Origin of the sequence: Sphingobacterium sp. JUb20 (assembly GCF_004342035.1) — a bacterium.
Taxonomy (GTDB): domain Bacteria; phylum Bacteroidota; class Bacteroidia; order Sphingobacteriales; family Sphingobacteriaceae; genus Sphingobacterium; species Sphingobacterium anhuiense.
In genome coordinates, this window is the sequence record NZ_SLYV01000013.1 from 51,700 (window position 1) to 74,541 (window position 22,842).

Sequence of the window (22,842 nt, forward strand, 5' to 3'; positions counted from 1 at the left end):
AATATGATTTTAAAGCTTATTTACCTTCCAGTGCGGAAATAAACGGAGCGCGGAATTTAGGATCTTTCTCTTTAAATTCTAAAGATTTTTTATACGTATCAATGTTGAAAAACATTTCAGCCGGTTCCCCTGACTTTTGCTCTAAAAATAATTTAAAGCTATAAGTTGCTGTTTTATCAAGATCAGCATTTACTTTATTTGAAGAGAAAACTGTCGGTATCAATGTTGCACTTGCGAAAGGGCCAGAAGCTGGTACTTCATATATTTTACCCAATGCTTTTATAAAAGCATCACTCTCTGCACCTAAAGAAGAAATTTTAATTTTACCTTTTGTAAAACCAACATCTTCATTAGCGACATCATCAATAATTCCGGCAGGGATAAGATTTACGACTTCTACTTTCAATCCAACAGTATCTCCTTTGAAGGTACTTTTAGCCGTATAGATGTAACTAGAATCCGTTTTCACATCATCAACAATACGTAAGAAAAGATGTTTATTATTAGTGACAGGTCCATCAATGGTCAATTCCTCAATAGGAATGTTACTTTTTTTTGATTTATCGCCACCTTGTTGGTTTTGGGTAGTGTTGCCACATGCTGTCGCAAAAGCTAACGCAGATAGAACAGCAATTTGATTTATTTTTCTCATCTTTTTCAGTAATTATGTTTATCAGTAAAATCGTTTACTAAAACTAACGATTTTTACTGATAAACAAATAAAATAGATTGATTGTTTTACTTAATTAAAGCATCATATAAGATTTCTACAGGGTGGTAAGAATGTCTTGCCGCTCCATCTTTAATCTGGTGCCGGCAAGATGTACCTGCCGCAGCAATCCATGTAGAAGAATCCGTATTTCGGACCGTAGGCAACAAAACCAATTCTGCTACTTTCATCGAGATGTCGTAGTGTTCTTTTTCATAACCAAATGATCCCGCCATACCACAACAGCCTGATGGAATCACCTCTACTTGGTAGTTTTGAGGAAATGACAAGACTTTCTCTGTTGTTTCTACTAAATGAAATGCTTTTTGATAGCAATGTCCATGCAACTTAATTGTTTTCTCACGCGTACTGAACTGCTCTTTTTGAATACGGCCAGCTTCAATCTCTTTCAGTAAAAACTCATCAAACATCAATGCATTTTTAGCTACTCTACTTGCATCTTCATAGAGATCCGAATCTACCAAAGAAAGATATTCATCTCTAAAGGTAATGATACCGGATGGTTCTATTCCTAATAAGGGGGTCTCCTCTGTTATTAGATCTTTCAAAAAAGTAATATTTTTATTAGCGATCTTCTTCGCTTCTTTAACCAGACCTTTTGAAAGATAAGTTCGGCCACTCTCAATATGTTTTGGAATAATCACTTCATAGCCTAAAGCAGTTAGTAATTTATATGCTGTAATACCTATTTCGGCATCGTTATATTCTGTAAATTCATCTGCGAATAAGTATACGCGCCGCTTTGCATCTGTCTTGTTTTTCTGTTTTCTCACCCATTGTGACAATGTAGTACCAGCTACCAACGGCAGTGATCTCTTAGGGGCAAAACCAATGGTTCTTTTTACAAGGCCCGCTAAAAAGTCATTTTTGACAACAAAGTTGTATAAGGGCGCTACCAGTGATCCTAATTTTTGAGATTCTGTGAAATTTGCAATCACTCGCGACCGGAAGGGTACACCATGCTCATCGTAATAATGTTGTAAAAACTCGGCTTTCATCTTAGCTACATCAACACTAGAAGGGCATTCAGTTTTGCAACCTTTACATGATAAACATAAGTCCATCACTTCTTTTAATTCTTCATGGTCAAACCGGTTCTCTTTTGTTGAATTTGTCAAAAATTGACGCAACATATTGGCACGAGCGCGTGTCGTATCCTTTTCATCGCGTGTAGCCATAAAAGAGGGACACATCGTTCCACCGGTAATTTCTGTTTTTCGGCAGTCACCTGATCCGGAACACTTCTCGGCCAGACGTAGGATATTTTCCTCTTTCGAAAAATCGAAATAGGTCTTTATCTGTGTTGTATTTTTATTATTATCATAACGGAGATGGGTGTCCATTGGTGGTGTATTTACAATCTTATTGGCATTAAATACGCCTTTAGGATCAAATATTTCTTTAACCTGCTCAATGAGTTTAAAGACTTTTCCTCCTAAAACTTTCTCAATAAACTCACCTCTCAGACGACCATCACCATGCTCACCACTTAAAGATCCATTGTATTTTAAAACTAAATCTGTTGTCTTTTCTAAGATCGAGCGAAAAGTTTTTACCCCCGATTCTGTTTTTAAATTAACAAAAGGCTCAATATGGAGTTCTCCTGCTCCAGCATGCGCGTAATAAGATGCGTGAACTCCCTCTGCAATCAATAAATTTTGAATATCTGCTACATATGCAGGTAAATCTTCCGGAGAAACCGCACAATCCTCAATCAAATTAACCGGCTGACTATCTCCGGGTAAATTACGGATTAACCCTAAACCCGCCTTCCGTACATCCCAAACCAAATTGGTCTGCTCACCTGTTATATATGGATAAGCATAACCCAAATGCTTTTGAATCAACGCGGCCTTCAATGCCATCGCCTTTGCTTCCACTTCATCTGGCGTATTTCCTCTGAACTCCACTATAAGCAAAGCTTTGGGATCACCTTCTATAAAAAAACGATTATATTGATAAGTGGGGTGCCCGACAGTAAAATCCATGATATACTTATCGACAAGTTCCGAGGCTTCGGGATTATGTGACAAAGCAATCACATTACCTTCCATACACGCAATCATATCGTCAAAGTGGATACATAGGAGACCTAATTCTTTAGGCGGTAATGGTAATAATTGCAACTTGGCCTCTGTAACGATCGCTAGGGTTCCTTCAGAACCAGCTAATAGACGGCACATATTGAAAGGAGCAGTTTTATCCGATACCATATCCAGTGCATATCCTGTATTTCGTCTTGTTATCGACCGCTTGGGATATCCCGATGCTATTGCCTGCATATTTTCTTCCACTGTCAACATCGCATTCAATTCGCGGTAAATTGCACCTTCCCTATCTTTTTGTATTAATTTCTTGAAATAAGATGCTTCGTCCAACGCTTCAAATACGACCTCAGACTGATCATCTAATATGACATTCGCTGTTAATAAATTTTGACGGGTATCGCCCCATACAATGGAATGTAATCCGGAGGAATTATTACCGATCATTCCACCAATCATCGCACGACTTGCTGTTGAGGTTTCTGGACCAAACATGAAGCCAAATGGTTTGAGGTAATGATTGAGATCATCACGAATAACACCTGGTTGCACACGCACCCATTGTTCTTCGACATTTAATTCAAGTATCTTATTAAAATACTTCGAGATATCCATAACGATACCATTTCCAACAACCTGACCAGCTAAGGATGTACCTGCTGTCCTCGGAATAATCGTAATGCCGTTTGCAGATGCAAACTGTATTAAAATTTTGATATCTCCACTATTTCTGGGAATCGCTACAGCTAAAGGTAGTTCTTGGTACACGGATGCATCAGTGGAATAGGCAAGACGGATGGTATGGTGATAAGCAGAATCATCATAATACAAGTCCCCCGTTAAAGATTGCGATAATTGATCTAAAGAAATATTTTCCTTCACAGTATGGTATAATTTGTATCAACAAATCTAACTATTTTAAATAATGAAAAGAATTGATAATGCAAGAAAATGAAAAAACAATATTAAACATGCATAAAAACGCATTTATATGATTTTTTGATGCTGCAAATAAGATGTACTTTTGCAGTAAAATATTTTAAGATGCGTAAAACCCTCATGCGATATAGCCTTCACTCCGACTTCATCATCTATCTGATTCGTATTTTGATCGGTTTTTCTATTGGTTACTTTTTATATATCAGCTTTCCTGAATATTCAGCAATATGGGCTTTAATTTCTATTGTTTTAGTGATTTCTCCGGATGATAATGAAGCAACAAAAATTGCTTTTGATAGAACTAAATCTAATTTTATTGGTTCGGCGACGGGTATACTGTTTTATTTTACCAATCTTCCTCAGATGTGGTCTATGCTTTTGGGCGTCATCACATCCGTCGCTATATGCAGGTTATTCAATATCCTAAGTGTGGCCCGTACAGCAATGGTAGCCATGATCATTGTCGTGGTTCATGAACATCAATTAAAGTCATATGTTGCCGCACTCGATCGTTTTGCCTGTGTCACTATTGGTTGTGTCATAGGATTGATTGTCACCCTTAGCACCAGTTATATCATTAAAATATTACGTGAAAAATACTCGATGGAAACCTTTAGCGAATAATATTCGATGAGACACCTAAAATACCAAAGATAATTCAAAAGAACACAAACACCCTAATAATCAGATTATTAAATAAAAAAACTAGTGCTCAGGCTAGTGAAGAGACTACTTGTTCTAAAAAAAATAACCTCGCAAATAGAATTATATTCTGAATTTAACTAAATAATTTGAATATTATTCGAAATATCACTATCTTTGCATTCGATATGACAAAAGTAGAATATAATTTAGATCATGTAGATTTCAAAATCTTGCGTTTAATGCAGGATAATGCTCGAATCAATAATGCTGATATAGCAAGAGAGCTTAGTATGGCTCCTTCTGCGATTTTAGAACGTGTTAAAAAATTAGAGCAAAAAAATGTAATCCTACAATACAACGCCAAGATAAATCCAGCGGCAATTGATCAGAAATTACTATCGTTTATATTTATCAAAGCGAACGATATAATTGGAGAACAGAAAGTCGGTATTCTTCTAGCAGAGATACCCGAAGTGCAGGAAGTGCATGATATTGCTGGAGATGATGGTTACCTAATCAAAGTTCGGACGGCTGATTCTACTGCGTTAGTCGATTTGATGCGTAACACTTTGGGAAAAATTGAAGGAATAATTTCAACAAGAACCACAATTGTTTTGCAAACAGTGAAAGAAGAACAACAATTAGTTATACCGGAATAATTTAGGAAAGGAATAGAGAGATGTTAAATAATAAAGTACAACAAGCAAGCCCTTTAATGATCGTACTCGCGTATGCTGTCGTATACATTGTATGGGGGTCGACTTTTTTCTTTATTGAAAAAGCGCTTCACAGTTTCCCGCCATTCATTTTAGGATCTTTTAGGTTTATTACTGCAAGTATTTTGCTGATGGGGTACTGTGTATTGAAGGGTTATAAAATATTCAACAAGAGAGCAATCCGCGATTCTATTGTTGTCGGATTTTTACTCTTATTTATTGATATGGGTGGTCTTATCTGGGCAGAGCAATATGTTTCAGGTGGTGTTGCAGCGATTATTGCGGCAGCAGCGGCGATTTGGTTTGTTATTCTTGATAAACCAAAATGGAAAGAAAATTTCAGCAGTAAATCTACCATCGCTGGTTTGATTTTAGGCTTTGCTGGTGTTGTTTTACTCTTTGTAGAGCAAATCATCGCAAGCAAATCTTCTGCAAATAAAGAAATAACCGTTATTGCTTTAGTGATTATGGTGCTTGGATCTATCGCCTGGACCGCAGGTTCATTATATTCCAAATACCAGAAGAAAAGTCAGCAAGAAGAGACGGAAGATTTACATGTCTCCGTAAAGACTGCATGGCAGATGATTACAGCAGGTGTATTATTTACAATTGTTGCCAGCTTAAATGGTGAATTTGCTCATTTTAGTTTTCAACAGGTAACGCCTATCGACTGGTTTAATATATCGTACTTAATTGTTTTTGGATCTATTTTAGCATTCAGTTCTTACATCTGGTTGCTATCAGTAAGACCTGCTACGGAAGTAAGTACATATGCCTATGTTAATCCTATTGTAGCATTGGTATTAAGTTACTTTTTCAGTAGCCATGCCGTGACATACATACAAGTAATAGGCCTAGTTATTATATTGGTTTCCGTATTGCTGATGAACTGGAAATTATATAAGAATAATAAAATGGTTGCAAAAATCACAAAAACTACCATTGCAGATCGTCGGAAATCAATACGATTGAGAAATCAAAGAGATGCTGTGGTCAGAAAAGACATTAAAAAACCAGAGGTTGCCAATTAGAAAAAGCGCCTTCTTTTGCATATTGATAATAAAAGCTTAACAAAAATGTTAGGCTTTTATTATCTACATTTGTACCGAAAACACTTATTACATGATGAAACTTACTATACATCAACTTCAATATGTAACCTTCGGGTTTTTAGCTATTTTACTTAGCACATCTTGCAGCAAAAAATTAAGTCCTGTCCAAAAGGACTTTAAGCAATACGAGATCAATAAAAGCACCGTTGAGGATACCGCGATCGTAGCTATTTATAGTCCCTATAAAAAGCAAATGCAGGCAGAGATGAACCGGGTAATCGGCTTCTCGGAAGTTGCATTGACTAAAGAAAAGACTCCTGAAACTTTAATGGGAAATTTCTTTACACAAGCCTTATTGGTTGCCAGTGAAAAAATCAACAACAAGGCTGATATCGCTTTTGCAACAAAGGGCGGTATTCGCAATGAAATAAAAGCGGGAGATATTACTGTAGAGAGTGTTTTTGAGGTTATGCCATTTGAAAATCAACTTACAGTGATGGAGCTGAGCGGTGAACAAATTGAACAACTCGCCAACTTTATAGCGGCAACAGGGGGGCAACCTGTTTCAGGAATTACATTATCTATCCAAGACAAAAAGCCAATAAATATTCAGGTACAGGGAAAAGATATAGATAAAAATAAAACCTATAAAGTAGTCACCTATGATTACCTAGCGAATGGAGGAGACAATTTAGATTTATTTACACATGCGCTTAAAAGAACTGATTATCCTCAAAAAGTAAGGGAAAGCTTGATGGACTATATTTCCAGCTTTACAAAAAATGGTCAAAAAATTAATATGCAATTAGATGGAAGAGTTAAAATCATTAAATAGAAGAGGCTTTATAAAGACTGCCGCAGGCCTTTCTGCAGCAGTAACCCTTGGTACGTTACCATTCTCATCATTTGCAGGTTCAAAAAAAATAAAATTAACCATTCTACATACCAATGATGTTCACAGCAGAATTGAACCCTTTCCTATGGATGGCGGTAGATATCAAGGATTGGCAGGAGTTGCACGCAGAAGTGCACTTATCAAAAAAGTAAGGGCTGAGGAAGATCATGTTCTTTTGTTGGACGCAGGCGATATGTTCCAAGGTACTCCCTATTTTAATCTGTTTGGAGGGAAATTAGAGCTTGACTTAATGACCAAATTGGGATATGATGCGGGTACATTTGGTAATCACGAATTTGACAATGGGTTAAATGGGCTTATCAAATATCTGGATCACGCCAAATTTCCTTTTTTAACGGCAAACTATGACTTCACAGGAACAGTGCTGGAAGGAAAAACACAAGATTATACCATCTTCAAAAAAGGTGGAGTGAAGATTGGTGTTTTTGGTTTAGGGGTAGATATTGAAGGGCTGGTTGATCCGAATAATTTCAAAGGCATGAAATACTTGGATCCAATTCTTGTTGCGAACCGTGTGGTCAAAGAATTAAAGGAAAAGCATAAATGTGACCTTGTCATTTGTCTATCTCATTTAGGTTATCAATACGAAAGTGAGAAGGTATCCGACCTCGTATTAGCTTCCAAGACTAGTGATATCGATTTAATCATTGGTGGACATACGCATACCTTTTTGAAAGAACCTACTTTTGTAACAAACTTAAAGGGAACAAAGACAGCCGTTAACCAAGTGGGTTTTGCAGGAATAAATTTAGGAAGAGTTGATATTATTTTTGAACCTTCGACAGGTAAAAAGAATATGTTAGCCTCAACTTATGAAATTAACAATTCTATCGAAGCATCCCAATTAGTTTAAAAATAACATTTTTATCTAGCCAAAGGGATATGATTTATTCCTTTGGCTTTTTTTACATATTCACTTGAAAAAACTTTTATCCATCTATATCGGATCCTTCAAAGGGTTATCGCGCTCCGCATGGTTGCTCGCAATTGTAATGCTTATCAACAGAATGGGAAGCATGGTAATCCCATTTTTAGGAATTTACATGACCCAGGCTCTTAATTTCAACATTAAGCAGGTTGGTCTTGTTCTGATGTGTTTCGGCTTTGGATCTGTTTGCGGTTCATATGTAGGAGGTTGGCTGACAGATCGATTTGGGAGTTTTAAAGTCCAGCTACTCAGTTTGACATTAGCAGCTCCCCTATTTCTGATCACTCCTTACTTCAGGACTGTCGAGTCTTTAGGTATTATGATCTTTATTTTGAGTGCTGTCTTTGACGCATTCAGACCTGCCAACTCGGTTTCGGTCGCAAGCTATGCAAAACCTGAAAATATAACACGTGCTTTTTCATTGAATCGATTAGCGGTTAATTTGGGGTTTTCAATTGGACCTGCGGTTGGTGGCTTTTTAGCAGGGATATCCTTTAACTGGATATTCTACGGAAATGCAATGGCGGCAGCAGTGGCAGCGGTTGTCTTTTTTCTATTTTTCTATAAGAAGGAAAAAAACAATTTAAAAACTTTAAAAACAGCACCTGTTACCACGACATCGCAGCATAAAAAAGAACGAAATCCATATAAAGATAGTCCATTTATCATCTTTAATATCCTTTGCTGTATATTCTCATTATGTTTTTTCCAACTCATATCGACACTTCCTATTTTCTATCGTGAAGTGCATCACTTAAATGAACATGAGATCGGATTTTTAATGGGCTGGAGCGGTTTAATTATCGTTCTTTTAGAGATGTTTATTGTACATATTGCAGAAAACAAATTGACCATCACAAAAACATTGGTAATCGGAACGCTTTTCTGTTCTATATCTTATGCCATGTTCAATATACATGCAGGAGTATTCATGCTCTATGTTACTTTTTTCGTGTTTGGCATCGGCGAAATGTTAACACTGCCTTTTATGGCAACTGTAACCATAAACAGGTCAACAGCCAAAACACAGGGAGCTTATATGGGCTTCAATTCATTAGCCTTCTCTGCTGCGAATATTTTTTCACCGCTTTTAGGGACAAATATAGTTGGATCCTTTGGATTCACAGCACTTTGGTGGGCTACCTCTGCCGTTCTCGCGTGTACAGCAGTAGGATTTTACTTTGTTTTGAAACGTTTGTAGCAGTTCTAACGAATAGGTATACAATCGATTATTTTAGATTAAAATTGACTTAAAATACATATTATGGAAAAGGCCCGATATATAAATATCGGGCCTTTTCTATAATATGTATTTTGCTCTTATTAACTGCTGAAGTAAGCTCTTACGTTCTTACCTTCTACCCAGTTCATAAATGCTTTATTGACAACTTTATTTCCTCCAGGAGTCGGATAATTACCAGAGAAGTACCAATCACCTTTATGATCAGGACAGGCAATATGTAAATTATCTAAAGTCTGGAAAATCACTGTTACTTCAGCTTTCAAATGATGTGGCGTAATGATTCTCGCAATTTCATTTGAAATTTCATCATCTGTAAAGGGTTCGTAGATAGCTTTGACATAATTTTCTATTTCGTCAATATCTGCTGTTATCGAAACCAAACATTTTTGATATACTTCATCAATAATATGTGCTAAACCACGTTGTCTTAATAACGATATAGCTGCTTCAAAAGCAACAAACTCACCCATTCTAGACATATCGATACCGTAACAATCTGGGTAACGAATTTGCGGTGCTGATGAAACAATTACAATCTTCTTCGGATTCAGACGATCTAAAATTGTTAAGATACTTTGTTTTAAGGTTGTTCCTCTTACAATTGAATCATCAATCGCAACGATTGTATCTTCATGATCTTTAACAATTCCGTAAGTTGTATCGTATACATGCTGTACCATATCAGTACGATCAGCATCTTGAGTAATAAATGTACGTAACTTAGCATCTTTCACATTCAATTTCTCAAAACGAGGATGAATGCTTAAAATATCTTCTAACTCACCGTCATCAATCTTATCCGCTCTATTTAATAAGGCATCCTTTTGAAAATCTCTAACGTAGGTATTGATACCATCCATCAGACCGTAGTAAGATACTTCAGCCGTATTTGGAATAAAAGAAAATACCGTGTTCTTAATATTATTATCAATTGCATTTAATACTTGCGGACATAAAAGGCGACCTAATTTTTTACGCTCTTTATAAATATCAGCATCTGAACCTCTTGAAAAATAGATACGCTCGAAAGAACATGATTTTTGCTCAACAGGCTCTCTAAACATTTCTTCGGTAACTGTCCCATCTTTTTTTGCAATCAACGCATGTCCAGGTTTAATTTCCTGCACTTTATCAATAGGAATATTAAATGCAGTCTGAATAACTGGTCTTTCCGAAGCAACAACAAGCACTTCATCGTCTTTATAATAGAAAGCAGGACGGATACCGGCAGGGTCGCGCATAACAAATGCATCTCCATGACCAAATATACCTGCAATCGTATAACCACCATCCCAAGTTTTTGCTGAACGCGTTAAGATCTTAGGAACATCCAAGTTTTTTGCAATCAGAGAACTGATTTCAATATTAGAATAACCTTCTTTCTTAAACTTGTCAAATAAATCCTGGTTTTCGTCATCTAAGAAATGTCCAATTTTTTCCAATACAGTAACTGTATCTGCCTTTTCTTTTGGGTGTTGACCTAGCTCGTACAACTGTTGCAATAATTCGTCAACATTTGTCATGTTAAAATTACCGGCAACAACCAAATTGCGAGACATCCAGTTGTTCTGTCTTAAGAAAGGGTGACAACTTTCAATGCTATTTTTACCATGAGTACCGTAACGCAAATGACCTAACAATACCTCTCCGGTAAAACTAACATTATCTTTTAACCATTGTGTATCTTTAGATTCCTCCGGATATGCCTTGTGTACAGATGCAAACTTCTTTTGTACATATTCAAAGATATCAGCCACAGCACTGGATCCCATCGCTCTGTAACGAGAAATGTACCGATTTCCTGGCTTTACGTCGAATTTTATGGTCGCAATACCCGCACCATCTTGGCCACGGTTGTGTTGCTTTTCCATCAATAAGTACAATTTGTTTATGCCGTAGTAAGGCGTACCGTATTTTTCCTGGTAATAAGAAAGGGGCTTTAACAGTCGAATAAGTGCAATACCGCACTCGTGTTTAATTGAGTCGCTCATATCTTGATTTGATGTCGCAAAAATAGCAAATATTTATAATTAGTTGTATCAAAAAAAGACTCTTGTATTTAAAAATTACAACTAGAAGACAAGCAAAACTATTTGATTAGCTGTTGCAAAGCTACTTGCAATACCTTAACATCATCAACACCATCTAAATGTTTTAATAATTTGTGTGTTTTTGCATCGTAGATATACAGTGAAGGTGTTTGTGTAGGTTTAAATAAGCTGATAAACTGTCCATTTTTATCCAAAATAAAAGATACGTTAGGATGAGGTCTCAATTTCTTTGCAAACATATTTATAAATCCTTCCACATATTCGACATCATTCATGGCAACAAAGTAGAATTTAATGTTTTTAAACGCCTGTAGCTGTTCCGCTATCCCCGCCCCCATTTTCTGACAATGACTACAGCCCGTGTCATAGTAATTAAAAATGATAAGTCCCTCCTTTGGTAAATCGGACGTTTTAAAAGATTTACCGGTAAATACCTCTTGAAGAGAAAAATATGGGATCTGTCTAGGCGCCTGAGCACTGACCCGCTTTGTTGGTATAAGTAAAAAAGTAATTAGTATTAATGTAAATGTTTTCATAAGCTTAAAAATAAAACAGTATTGCCAAAGGTTAAATATACGAGTCAAATTGTACACATAACACCAAGCTGTTAGTTTATTTACAAAAAATAACGTAAGTTTGGTTGATTAACTTTTTTTAGAACGTCACTTAACACAATTAAACTGTGAAAAAACGTATTGCCATATTTGCTTCAGGTTCTGGTTCCAATGCCCAAAAAATAATGGAGTATTTTAAATATTCTGAAGATGCCGAAATCGCTATCGTATTGAGCAATAATGCTGATGCATATGTTATCCAAAGAGCTGATAATTTTGAAATACCTGTCCACGTATTTGACCGAAATGAATTTTTCAGATCGGACGAAATTGTTAAAATGTTAAAAAACTTAAACATTGACTTAATTGTACTTGCAGGATTCCTTTGGTTAGTTCCTAATAATCTTTTACAAGCTTTTCCCAATAAGATTATTAATATCCATCCAGCGCTGTTACCTAAATATGGTGGCAAAGGTATGTATGGTGATCATGTTCATAAAGCCGTATTGGCAAATAAAGAAACAGAGCATGGCATAACAATTCATTTTGCAAATGAGCATTTTGATGAAGGAGAAGTAATTTATCAAGGCCGCTTTAAAGTAGAGCCTCATGACACTTTAGAGGTAATTAAGTTTAAAGGACAACAATTAGAACATCAGCAATACCCTAAAGTAATTGACAACTTACTAAAAAAGATGTAATTTAACGTTTTTTATTTAGACTGCTTATAAATAATATATATCTTTGCATTATGAATACTTCAGAATTGCAAGGAACAGAATTTCAAGATACATTCTCAAAGGAGAAAATAGATTTTTGTGCTGATACAAAAGCATCAAGTCCGTTTTCTCCTTTTTCATGTGCTTGTTTCAAAAAATGTTGTAAGAAATATAAAAAAGGGAATCGTTGCGGCAAATGTCCAAAGCGCTAATTTTTGCCTACTCTTCTTCCAGATAATTCAGATCTTTATCAAAGCTCTCTTCGAGCTGTGTTAATGCATATATAGCAATTCCTGATAATAAAAATATCATCATAAATGCGGCTGTAATAATACCCAAGTGATTGACAAGAACACCGTACAATATTGTTGAAGGGATCAGTGCTCCACGAACAAAGTTTGGTGCAGTAGTGGCCACTGTAGCTCGCAAATTCGTCCCGAACTGTTCTGCAGATATGGTGACAAAAGTTGCCCAATAACCTATACCAAGTCCCATAAAAAAGGAAAGCCATATAAATTTAGTCTCAGACAAACCATCACTTAATAAGTACCATGAAGAACTTACGAGGATAATTATTTGACACAGTAAAACGACTTTCTTTCGTGATTTCAAAACCTGAGCTAATAAACCTGCCAGTAAATCCCCTAAAGAAATCCCCAGATAGGTGAACAAAACTCCTTTTCCAGCACTAAGAACAACTGGCGCATGTAGCGCTTTACCAATCTCTGGAGCCTGAGTAACCAGTACGCCTACCACAAACCAAATCGGTAATCCGATGCACAAACAGTATAAATATCTTTTAAAACGACGTTTATCAGTAAAAAGCATACTAAACTTGCCCTTCACTACTGTTTTCTCTTCTGCTGTTTTAAACAAGCCAGACTCGAGTGCTCCTACCCGCATTAACAGTAACAACAATCCCATACCGCCGCCAACAAAGTAAGCAGTTCTCCAATCATATTGTTCAGATATAAAATATCCTAAAACGGCGCCTAAGACACCAACTGTAGCAACAAGCATGGTACCATACCCACGTTTTGATTTATGCATGCTTTCGCTAACTAAGGTAATACCGGCTCCCAATTCACCAGCTAAACCAATACCGGCAATGAAACGAATGATGCCGTACGTCATCACATCTTGTACAAAACCATTCGATATGTTCGCCAGTGAATACAACAAAATCGAACCAAACAAGACTTTCAATCGTCCAAACTTATCACCAATGATCCCCCAGATCACGCCTCCAATCAGTAATCCGCCCATCTGCATATTTAATACAAACTCCCCCTCAGAACGCATATCCGCAGGAGAAACACCGATTTCTTCAAAAGATTTTACACGAACAATTGAAAAGATAATGAGGTCATATATATCAACAAAATACCCCAATGAGGCAACAAGAATAATAATCCAAACATTCTTGTTTGAGGACATTTCGGGTTGGTTAGCCATATTTTATTTTTTTATAAAAATATCATTGTGGAACCATTTTTACAAATCAATTAGCAAACGAATTTTAATTTATTGTATTACATTTGCACCATGTTGTATAGTCCCAAATCCCTAAAGTGGTTATTAAGAATTTACCCGCCATTTTTATTCCAACGCATATGGGTCAAAAAAATTCATACAGACTTTCAAGGTGTGGATGTAAAAATTATCAAAAGTATTTTCAATAAAAACTCAAATAGTACCATATTTGGTGGAACAATTTTTTCAGCAGTTGATCCTTTTTATGCGATTCTTATTGATCAGCGCTTACAATCGCATGGATTTAAAAAAACTGTAGCTTGGCTCAAATCAGCATCCATTGAATATAAAAAGCCTGGCTTGACCAATCTTAGATTTTCGATCAAAATAACTGACGAGGATTTTAATGAATGCATGGATACACTTAAAAACAGAGGTCGGATTATTAAGACATTTTCTGTAGAAATTGTGAACGATCAAAATGAAATTTGTGCCATTGCGAAAAATGAAATCTATATTCGTGACCTGAATTTTACATACACCAGAGTATAATAAGCTATTATCTTCTTTATCTATTTGGTATCTTTGTCAGTAACAGACAAAATATTTCAATATGAAAAAATTAGCTTTTTTAGTTGCGTCAGCTTTTGCAATAACTTCATGTGCCAATAGCTCAAATACAAATAATCAAAATGATTTAGCGAAAACACAAGAAGAAACCATGAAAATTCATGATGAGATCATGCCGCAAGTAAGTATTTTTGATAAAGATGCAGTTACTATCGATTCAATCCTCACAAATCTTAGTGCTATAAAAACAGCTAAACCTAATCTAGATACAACAAATACTCGACAAGAATTGTCTCAGTTAAAAAGCAATCTCGAAGATGCAACAGATCATATGATGGATTGGATGAAAGACTATAGTGCCGATTCAACGACAGTAGATTATGCTAATCGCGAATTGACTAAAGTAAAAGACATGAAAGCAGTCTTTGATCGTGTATCAAAAGAGAAACAAGAAATCTTAAAAAAGTATTAATATGTTAAAATCAATTCAGATTGGTGCTTCTTTTCTTATTGCACTAACAACATTTACAATATCTAGTTGTCAGTCTAATACAGTTACACTTCCTATTTATGGTCAACGTGAACCAGTAGAGAAAATTATAGATGGTAAGACGGTTATTGATACCCTATACCATACCATCCCCCCTTTCAAATTTCTAAACCAAGATAGTGTCTATATAACGGATAAGAATTTTGATAACAAAGTGTATATCGCTAATTTCTTTTTCACTCATTGCCCAAGTATATGCCCTACTATGAATAGAAATCTGTTGAAAGTATACGAGCAATATAAGGATAGTGATCAAGTTTACTTTTTATCACATAGCATTGATTTCAAATATGACCAGCCACATGTCTTAAAAGAATATGCCAATAAATTGGGTGTTAGCAATGATCATTGGAATTTTGTAATGGGATCAAAAGCTGATATCTATGGAATTGCAAACCAATACCTGGTCTACACAGCAGAAGACAAAAATGCGCCAGGAGGATACGATCATCAAGGATATCTGGTATTAGTAGATAAACAAAAAAGAATACGCGGTGCTTATGACGGTACTAATGATGAGCAAGTTGCGAAACTACAAAAAGAACTTGCTATCCTACTCGAAGAAAAGTAAAATGATAAAACTATATCTTTTAGGAGTATTGATCGCTCTATATTCTTTATGCTCGATAAGCAGTTGCCAGTCAGGCAAAGATATAAAGACAGCACAATATGCCGTAAATGGACAAAAAATATATATTAATCATTGTAAAAATTGTCATGGCGATAAGGGTGAAGGCTTAGGCCTATTATATCCACCATTAACCGATGTAGAATTTTTAACAAAAAATAGAGATCGTTTATCCTGTATTGTTAAGAATGGACTAGAAGAAGAAATTGTAGTTGCGGGCAAAACATTTAACACTAAAATGCCAGCGAATGAAATCTTGACCGACATCGATATCGCCTATGTTTTAACCTATATTACCACAAATTTTGGTAAGCAAGATAAAATATTCAGTCTAGAAGAAGTTCAGATGAGTTTAAAAAATTGCAAGTAGGACATTCCATGATTTAAAGAAAAGCTTAGTTAATCAACTAGGCTTTTTTTGTGTTGGTACCTATTTAGGTAAAAAAAGAAAGGTTTTCAAACGGGGAGAATGAAAACCTTTACTAACCAATTATAAACCTAAATTATGATGGTACAAATATAGGCCATGCAAATTGATTAGCAAACCAACTAAATGTTAAAATATGTTAACATCGGAAATGCGCATAAATAGATGTCTGCAATGAATAAAATATAGTTTTTCATTACAATATTTTGACATTTAGATTTGATTAAAATTTCTACATTTGGAACCGAATGAACGTTCAATACACAAAAAATAATTCTAAAGTGATTTCCATATTTGAGACCACACTTCGGTTGATCAAAGATCATGGATTTCATGGCACAGCGATGAGCAAGATAGCTCAGGAAGCTGATGTCGCAATCGGTACAATCTATCATTACTTCCCATCGAAAGATGATTTGATCGTTAGCCTGTTTCAATACTGTGGCGACACTTTAAATGAAGCAATCTTTGGATCGCTGGATGATAAATTGACTTATAAAGACACTTTTTTTCATATATGGAAAGGCTTTGTAAAATTTTACAGAGAACATGTAGAAATGTTCAGTTTTTTTGAACAATTTTACTCATCTCCTTATTATAAGGTGAACAGTTATGAAACAAATGAATCTATTAGTGGTCAGAGTAATATACTTAAATTCTTAACAACAGGAATCAATAAAGGCGAATTAAAAGACACCAATGTAGAAGCATTAGCTTGCGTCTTCTTTGGAACTGCTGTATCAGCAATTAAAGGAGTGAAACACAACAAATTAAAATCAAATGAAAGCATCGAAGATGTTGTAAACATCATTTGGGATGGAGTTAAAAATAAATAATTTTATGAAGTTTAGACAAATAGCCTTTTCTTTGGCAGCCATGACTACAATATACAATGTTAGTTATGCCCAACAAACAGGCAATGAGACATTACCTGCTAAAGCAAATTTGCAGCAACTCATTGACTATGCCCTTAGCAACAAGATAAGTCTGAAACAGGCTGCAATTGATGAGGAAATTGGCGAAAAAGATATCGACATTGCCTTGTCTGGCTGGTTGCCACAGGTAAACGCTAATGGTTCTTACAACTACAATGTTAAAGTTCCCACCTCTTTTATAGGTGGACAGAACATTGCGTTAGGACAGAAGAATGCTAGTGCTTTAACCTTACAGGCTGATCAACAGATTTTGAATCCGGCACTTATGCAAGCTTCAAAAGCAGCAACACTTATCCGTCAATCCAATAAGCAAAACACTGAAAGTCAAAAAATCAACACAGTGGTTGAAGTGAGTAAAGCTTACTATGATATTTTAACGAGTGAAGAGCAGATCAAAATTGTTCGTGAAAACATTGCTAGACTTCAAAAACAATATAACGACGCTAAAGTACGCTACGAAGTTGGTATGGTTGACAAAACCGATTTCAAAAGAGCTCAAATTGCGTTAAGCAATGCAAATGCGGACGAAAAACGGACTATTGAACTACGCCGTTATAAATATGATTATTTAAAAAATTTAATAGCAGTTGATCATAAAGTTGATATTACATTATCTTTTGAGAATGCGAATATGGAAAATCAGATTCTGATTGACACGACTTCATCTGCTAGCGTAACCAATAGAATTGAATTCCAACAATTGGAAACGTCCAAGAAAATGCAAGAATTAGAAACGCAATACTATAAATGGACCTACCTCCCAAATGTAAGCGCATTTTATAACTATGCATTTAATTACAGAAATAACAAATTTAAGGATTTGTATAATGACAATTTCCCAAGCTCTGTAGCTGGATTATCTGTATCTATTCCAATTTTTCAAGGTTTTAAAAGAAAGCATCAAATCAATCAATCCAAACTACGCGAAAGTAGAATTGATTTAAGCATGGAAGATTTGAAAAATCAAGTCAACACAGAATATGCACTTGCAACAGCTTCATATAATGCCAACCTAATTGATTGGAAAACATCAAGAGATAATGTTGACTTATCTAAGGAAGTCTATGATACGATTAAGTTACAATATGATGAAGGTATTAAAACTTACTTAGACTTAATGACAGCTGAGACTGATCTTAAAACAAGTCAATTGAATTATTTAAATGCACTTTATGCACTTCTATCGAGTAAGCTAGATGTTCAAAAAGCATTAGGAACTGTAGATACAAAATAAACAACATTAAGAAACCAAGAATATCATGAATAAAAAACATTTATTAGCAGCTTTTTTTATTGGGACTACGCTAATCTGGCAGTCATGTGGCAATAAAGATGCTCAGAAACAACAGGCTGCACAGCAAGCAGAGCGTGTTGTACCTGTTTCCATAGCAACTGCCACAGAAGAAATTGTCACAGGAAACCAAACATATCCAGCTACTGTAAAACCCTTGAATGAAGCTGATTTATTTGCTGAAGTTTCTGGTTATGTAACGCAAATATTTGTAACTGATGGAGCATCGGTATCCAAAGGTCAAAAATTATATGAAATTGACGGCACTCGCTATGCAGCGGCTTTAGATCAAGCCAGAGCAAATCTTAAAATTGCACAATCTAATTTGGATCGTGTGCAAACAGATTTAAACCGTTACCAAGCATTAGCGGATAAAGATGCGATCGCAAAACAAACTTTAGATTATGCTAAAACAGATCTAGCAAATCAAAAAGCGCAGATCTTAGGTGCACAAGCTGCTGTAACAACAGCACAAACAAACTTAAATCGTTCAACTATAAGAGCGCCATTCGCGGGTATTGTAGGTATTTCGGATGTACGTCTTGGGGCTTTGGTTAATCCTGGAACTACACGATTAAATACGGTATCTTCAATCAATCCTGTGGCAGTTGAAATCCAAGTGAGCGAGCGTGATATTCCTCAATTTGTAAACTTACAAAAATCAGGTTCTGCAGCACAGATCGGCGCAGTATTACCGGATGGAACGGAGTATACAGCACCAGGAAGAATTGCCACTATTGACCGTGCAGTTGATCCACAGACAGGAACGATAAGAGTGCGTGCTAATTTTGACAACCCTGGTAATGTCTTGAGAGCTGGAATGAATCTATCTTTAAACATCAAAACGAATTCAGCAACTGAAGAAATTGTTATTCCTTATAAAGCTGTTCAAGATCAGTTGGGAGTATTTAACGTTTATGTTGTTGGTGACAGCAGTAAAGCTGAACAACGTAAAGTTGATCTAGGTTTAAAATTAGGAGATAAAGTAGTTGTAAAATCAGGCCTTAAAGTCGGTGAGAAAATTGTTGTTGATGGTATCATGAATGTGCAAACAGGTGTAAAAGTTGCTGAGGCTCCTGCTGCTGCACCTGATGCCGCTGCACCAAAAAAATAATTTTCACAGACTTTATAAGATACAAAAAAACATATGATTTCAGAAGTTTTTATAAAAAGACCCGTCACTGCCATTGTGATTTCCCTATTGATTATGATCGTAGGTGGAATTTCAATTGTGTCATTGCCGATCAGTCAATATCCATCCGTAGCCCCACCAACTGTTTCAGTAACAGCAAACTACACTGGCGCGGATGCTCAAACTGTTGAACAAACAGTAACGACTCCTATTGAGAGTCAAATTAATGGTACACCGGGCATGCTTTACATGTCCTCAAACAGTACATCGAATGGTCAATCACAGATAACCGTAACTTTTGAAGTAGGTACTGATATTGATATCGCTACATTAGACGTTCAAAACCGTGTGGGTATTGCTGAACCAGCGTTACCCGAAGCTGTTAAACGTTTAGGAGTAACAACACGTAAAGCGAATACAGATATCTTAATGCTCGTTTCACTGGTATCACCAAAAGGTACCCGCGATGCTAAGTTTTTAGATAACTATGCCAATTTATACATCAAAGATGCGTTATTACGTATCACTGGTGTTGGTGAGGTTACCGCTTTTGGACAGCCATTCTCCATGCGCGTTTGGTTAGATGCCAATAAATTAACGAATTTAAATCTAACTCCTGCAGATGTTTCTACAGCAATTGCTGAACAAAACTTAAGAATTCCGGGAGGATCAGTAGGTTCTACTCCGCAAAAATCAGATCAGGTATTTGAATACCCAGTGATTACGGATTCAGATTTATCTTCGGTACAGGATTTTGAAGAAATCATTGTGAAATCAAATACAGATGGATCAATTGTTTTATTAAAAGACGTAGCGAGAGTAGAATTGGGTCAATTCAGTTATGCAACAAGTACGCGTGTAAATGGCATGACTTCTTCTGGTATGATGGTTTCTCAAACTCCAGGAGGTAATGCTGTGCAATCTGCAGAGGGTATCTATACTGCATTGGAAAGATTAAAAAAATCATTCCCTGATGATGTTGACTATGTTGTCGGTTATGAGACAATTTCTGTTGTTAATGCTTCCATTGAATCAGTTATTCATACCTTGATTGAAGCTTTACTATTAGTAACTTTAGTTGTATTCTTCTTCTTACAGTCATGGAGAGCAACACTAATTCCTGTATTAGCGATTCCTGTATCTATTGTTGGTACATTTATCTTCTTCTTATTATTCGGTTTCTCAATCAATAACTTAACTTTATTGGCATTCGTGCTTGCTATTGGTATTGTGGTCGATGATGCGATTGTTGTGGTTGAGGCGGTGCAGCATTATATAGATCATTATAAGATGTCTGCGGCAGATGCAACGCGTCGTGCCATGAAAGACATTACAGCTCCGGTTATTGCAATTGCTTTGATTCTTTCTGCAGTATTCGTTCCTGTAGGATTTATCCCAGGTATGGTGGGTCAATTGTATCAACAATTCTCCATAACAATTGCCGTTTCGGTTATGTTGTCTGCATTTATTGCCCTGTCATTAACACCGGCATTATGTTCGATCATGTTAAGACCAACAGCAGTTCACTCGGAAGCGAAAGGTCTTAATAAGTTTTTCTACAAGTTTAATATCTGGTTCGAAAGAGTAACGAACAAATATTCGAATGGTGTAAAATACTGTATCAAAAAGGCTCCTATGGCGTTAATCATCTTACTTTGTATCTTCATTGGTACAGGATATATGTTTAATAAAAAACCAACTGGATTTATTCCTGGTGAAGATAATGGGATGTTCTTTGCCGGTATTACCTTGCCAGAAGGTTCGTCTACAACACGTACAAAAGAAATTTTAAATGAAGTAGAGCAAGAATTACGTAAAGATTATCCAGAGATTAAAGATATTACGGCTATTGCCGGTATCAATATTTTGAACAGAGCTTTCCAGCCTAACGTAGCGACAGTTTTCGTTTCTCTAAAACCTTGGAAAGATAGAAAGCGTACTGCTAACCAAATTACGGGTGGTATCATGGGTAAATATGCTGGCTATAGTAAAGCACGTGTACTCGCTGTTACTCCTCCTGCGATTCCTGGTCTTGGTACTTCTGGTGGTTTCAGTTTAATGATTCAAGATCAACAGACCGTAGATATCAAAGTCTTCGAAGGTGTAGTTGGTAAATTCTTAGCTGCAGCAAATCAGAGACCTGAAATCGGTATGGCCTATACCCTATTTAACACAAAAACTCCAAATTACAAGTTATCTGTTAATAGAGAGCAAGCGAAGAAAATGGGGGTTCCTGTTTCGACAATATATACCACTATATCTGCATACCTTGGATCTTCTTATATTAATGATTTTACAAGATACGGACGTAACTTTAGGGTTGTATCTCAGGCGGATAAAGATTACCGTATGAACATTGAGGACATCAACAAATTATATGTTAATAATGCTCGCGGTGAATCTGTTCCTTTAAGTTCATTGGTTACTTGGAACCTTGTTCAGAATCCAGCTATTATCAATCACTATAACATCTTTAGAAGTATAGAGGTCAGTGGTAGTGCTGCGCCTGGTTATTCGTCCGGTGATGCCATCAGAGCGCTTCAGGAAGTTGCTGCAGAAACATTGCCGAACGGTTATAGTTATGATTTCTCAGGATTGGCTTTACAAGAAACAAAATCTGGAAATATGACTATTATGATCTTTGGATTATGTATTCTGTTTGTATTCTTGCTACTAGCTGCGCTTTATGAAAGTTGGTCTGTTCCATTCTCAATTTTATTATCGGTACCACTAGGGGTATTTGGAGCAATTTTAACATTAACATTGATTCCAGCATTAGATAATAATATCTATGCGCAAATTGGTTTAGTTGCAATTATTGGTTTAGCGGCTAAAAATGCGATTCTAATTGTTGAGTTTGCTAAAGAACGTGTAGATATCGGAATGAACTTATATGAGGCAACATTAGATGCTGTTAAGCTTCGTCTACGTCCTATTATCATGACATCTTTTGCATTTATCTTAGGTATTATTCCTTTGATGTTATCGACTGGTGCCGGAGCCATTTCTCGCCAAACAATTGGCTGGACAGTATTTGGTGGTATGTCTGCAGCGACAGTTTTAGCAATCTTTATCGTTCCAGTACTGTTCGTTGTGATCACACGACTGGCTTATGGTAAAAAGAAATTAGCCGAGTTAGAAGCTAATTTTGATGAAGAAAAAGCTAAAAATTTATCTGCCCACTAAACATTAAAATTTATCTCAATATAATCAAGAAAGCCTTTCAATTCATTTTGAAAGGCTTTCTTGATTATAAGCTATTTCAAATCGCTAAAAACATTGCCAGTTGAAGCTACAA

The 22,842-nt window shown here is 36.0% G+C and carries 21 protein-coding genes; 16 read left to right on the plus strand and 5 right to left on the minus strand.

The window, feature by feature from the left end:
• Positions 1-16: 16 nt before the first annotated feature.
• On the minus strand, positions 17-652 hold the full coding sequence (locus tag EDF66_RS20565; protein ID WP_132844744.1) for a hypothetical protein: 636 nt from the start codon (positions 650-652) through the stop codon (positions 17-19).
• 86 nt (positions 653-738) lie between these two features.
• On the minus strand, positions 739-3,657 hold the full coding sequence (locus EDF66_RS20570) for an FAD-binding and (Fe-S)-binding domain-containing protein (RefSeq protein ID WP_132844745.1): 2,919 nt from the start codon (positions 3,655-3,657) through the stop codon (positions 739-741).
• 162 nt (positions 3,658-3,819) lie between these two features.
• Here EDF66_RS20570 and EDF66_RS20575 point away from each other — a divergent pair, with 162 nt between their 5' ends.
• From EDF66_RS20575 to EDF66_RS20600, 6 genes are all read left to right on the plus strand, one after another.
• Positions 3,820-4,338 (plus strand): FUSC family protein, encoded by a 519-nt coding sequence (locus EDF66_RS20575; protein ID WP_132844746.1) that lies wholly within the window; start codon positions 3,820-3,822, stop codon positions 4,336-4,338.
• A gap of 206 nt (positions 4,339-4,544) precedes the next feature.
• Positions 4,545-5,018 carry an Lrp/AsnC family transcriptional regulator gene (locus EDF66_RS20580; protein ID WP_021189230.1) on the plus strand — a complete coding sequence of 158 codons (474 nt, stop codon included), beginning with the start codon at positions 4,545-4,547 and terminating at the stop codon, positions 5,016-5,018.
• Positions 5,019-5,038: 20 nt separating this feature from the next.
• Entirely contained in the window at positions 5,039-6,106 is a 1,068-nt protein-coding gene (locus EDF66_RS20585; protein ID WP_132844747.1) for an EamA family transporter, read from the plus strand.
• A gap of 91 nt (positions 6,107-6,197) precedes the next feature.
• Entirely contained in the window at positions 6,198-6,962 is a 765-nt protein-coding gene (locus tag EDF66_RS20590) for a 5'-nucleotidase C-terminal domain-containing protein (protein ID WP_232789236.1), read from the plus strand.
• Entirely contained in the window at positions 6,937-7,896 is a 960-nt protein-coding gene (locus tag EDF66_RS20595; protein WP_132844749.1) for a metallophosphoesterase, read from the plus strand. Before EDF66_RS20590 ends, EDF66_RS20595 begins: the two co-directional genes overlap by 26 nt.
• Before the next feature lie 64 nt (positions 7,897-7,960).
• Positions 7,961-9,172, plus strand: coding sequence for an MFS transporter (locus EDF66_RS20600; protein ID WP_132844751.1), 1,212 nt, complete (start codon positions 7,961-7,963; stop codon positions 9,170-9,172).
• 122 nt (positions 9,173-9,294) lie between these two features.
• Here the strand turns inward: EDF66_RS20600 and EDF66_RS20605 are convergent, their stop codons facing one another.
• Both EDF66_RS20605 and EDF66_RS20610 read right to left on the minus strand, forming a co-directional pair.
• A complete protein-coding gene (locus EDF66_RS20605) occupies positions 9,295-11,205 on the minus strand; it encodes a class II glutamine amidotransferase (RefSeq protein ID WP_021189720.1) in 1,911 nt (636 codons plus the stop codon).
• Positions 11,206-11,303: 98 nt separating this feature from the next.
• On the minus strand, positions 11,304-11,801 hold the full coding sequence (locus EDF66_RS20610) for a TlpA family protein disulfide reductase (RefSeq protein WP_132844753.1): 498 nt from the start codon (positions 11,799-11,801) through the stop codon (positions 11,304-11,306).
• A 146-nt stretch (positions 11,802-11,947) separates the two neighbouring features.
• Here EDF66_RS20610 and purN point away from each other — a divergent pair, with 146 nt between their 5' ends.
• Both purN and EDF66_RS20620 read left to right on the plus strand, forming a co-directional pair.
• A complete protein-coding gene (gene purN, locus EDF66_RS20615) occupies positions 11,948-12,520 on the plus strand; it encodes a phosphoribosylglycinamide formyltransferase (protein WP_132772684.1) in 573 nt (190 codons plus the stop codon).
• A 50-nt stretch (positions 12,521-12,570) separates the two neighbouring features.
• A complete protein-coding gene (locus EDF66_RS20620) occupies positions 12,571-12,750 on the plus strand; it encodes a hypothetical protein (protein WP_132772682.1) in 180 nt (59 codons plus the stop codon).
• A gap of 7 nt (positions 12,751-12,757) precedes the next feature.
• Here the strand turns inward: EDF66_RS20620 and EDF66_RS20625 are convergent, their stop codons facing one another.
• Positions 12,758-13,993 carry an MFS transporter gene (locus tag EDF66_RS20625; RefSeq protein WP_243656103.1) on the minus strand — a complete coding sequence of 412 codons (1,236 nt, stop codon included), beginning with the start codon at positions 13,991-13,993 and terminating at the stop codon, positions 12,758-12,760.
• Positions 13,994-14,083: 90 nt separating this feature from the next.
• Between EDF66_RS20625 and EDF66_RS20630 the strand changes: the two genes are divergently transcribed.
• From EDF66_RS20630 to EDF66_RS20665, 8 genes are all read left to right on the plus strand, one after another.
• The gene (locus EDF66_RS20630; RefSeq protein WP_021189716.1) at positions 14,084-14,563 is read left to right on the plus strand and encodes a DUF4442 domain-containing protein; all 480 of its coding nucleotides are present in this window, start codon (positions 14,084-14,086) and stop codon (positions 14,561-14,563) included.
• Between the two features lie 61 nt (positions 14,564-14,624).
• Complete coding sequence (locus EDF66_RS20635) at positions 14,625-15,053, plus strand: transposase (RefSeq protein ID WP_132844755.1); 429 nt, start codon at positions 14,625-14,627, stop codon at positions 15,051-15,053.
• Position 15,054: 1 nt separating this feature from the next.
• Complete coding sequence (locus tag EDF66_RS20640; protein WP_021189714.1) at positions 15,055-15,702, plus strand: SCO family protein; 648 nt, start codon at positions 15,055-15,057, stop codon at positions 15,700-15,702.
• A 1-nt stretch (position 15,703) separates the two neighbouring features.
• A complete protein-coding gene (locus EDF66_RS20645) occupies positions 15,704-16,129 on the plus strand; it encodes a c-type cytochrome (RefSeq protein ID WP_132772679.1) in 426 nt (141 codons plus the stop codon).
• Positions 16,130-16,434: 305 nt separating this feature from the next.
• Positions 16,435-17,022 carry a TetR/AcrR family transcriptional regulator gene (locus EDF66_RS20650; protein WP_132772678.1) on the plus strand — a complete coding sequence of 196 codons (588 nt, stop codon included), beginning with the start codon at positions 16,435-16,437 and terminating at the stop codon, positions 17,020-17,022.
• A 4-nt stretch (positions 17,023-17,026) separates the two neighbouring features.
• A complete protein-coding gene (locus EDF66_RS20655; protein WP_031288119.1) occupies positions 17,027-18,355 on the plus strand; it encodes a TolC family protein in 1,329 nt (442 codons plus the stop codon).
• Positions 18,356-18,380: 25 nt separating this feature from the next.
• Positions 18,381-19,526 (plus strand): efflux RND transporter periplasmic adaptor subunit, encoded by a 1,146-nt coding sequence (locus EDF66_RS20660; RefSeq protein WP_132772676.1) that lies wholly within the window; start codon positions 18,381-18,383, stop codon positions 19,524-19,526.
• A 33-nt stretch (positions 19,527-19,559) separates the two neighbouring features.
• Positions 19,560-22,730: an efflux RND transporter permease subunit gene (locus EDF66_RS20665; RefSeq protein WP_132844756.1), complete on the plus strand. Its 3,171-nt coding sequence runs from the start codon at positions 19,560-19,562 to the stop codon at positions 22,728-22,730.
• Positions 22,731-22,842: the final 112 nt, after the last annotated feature.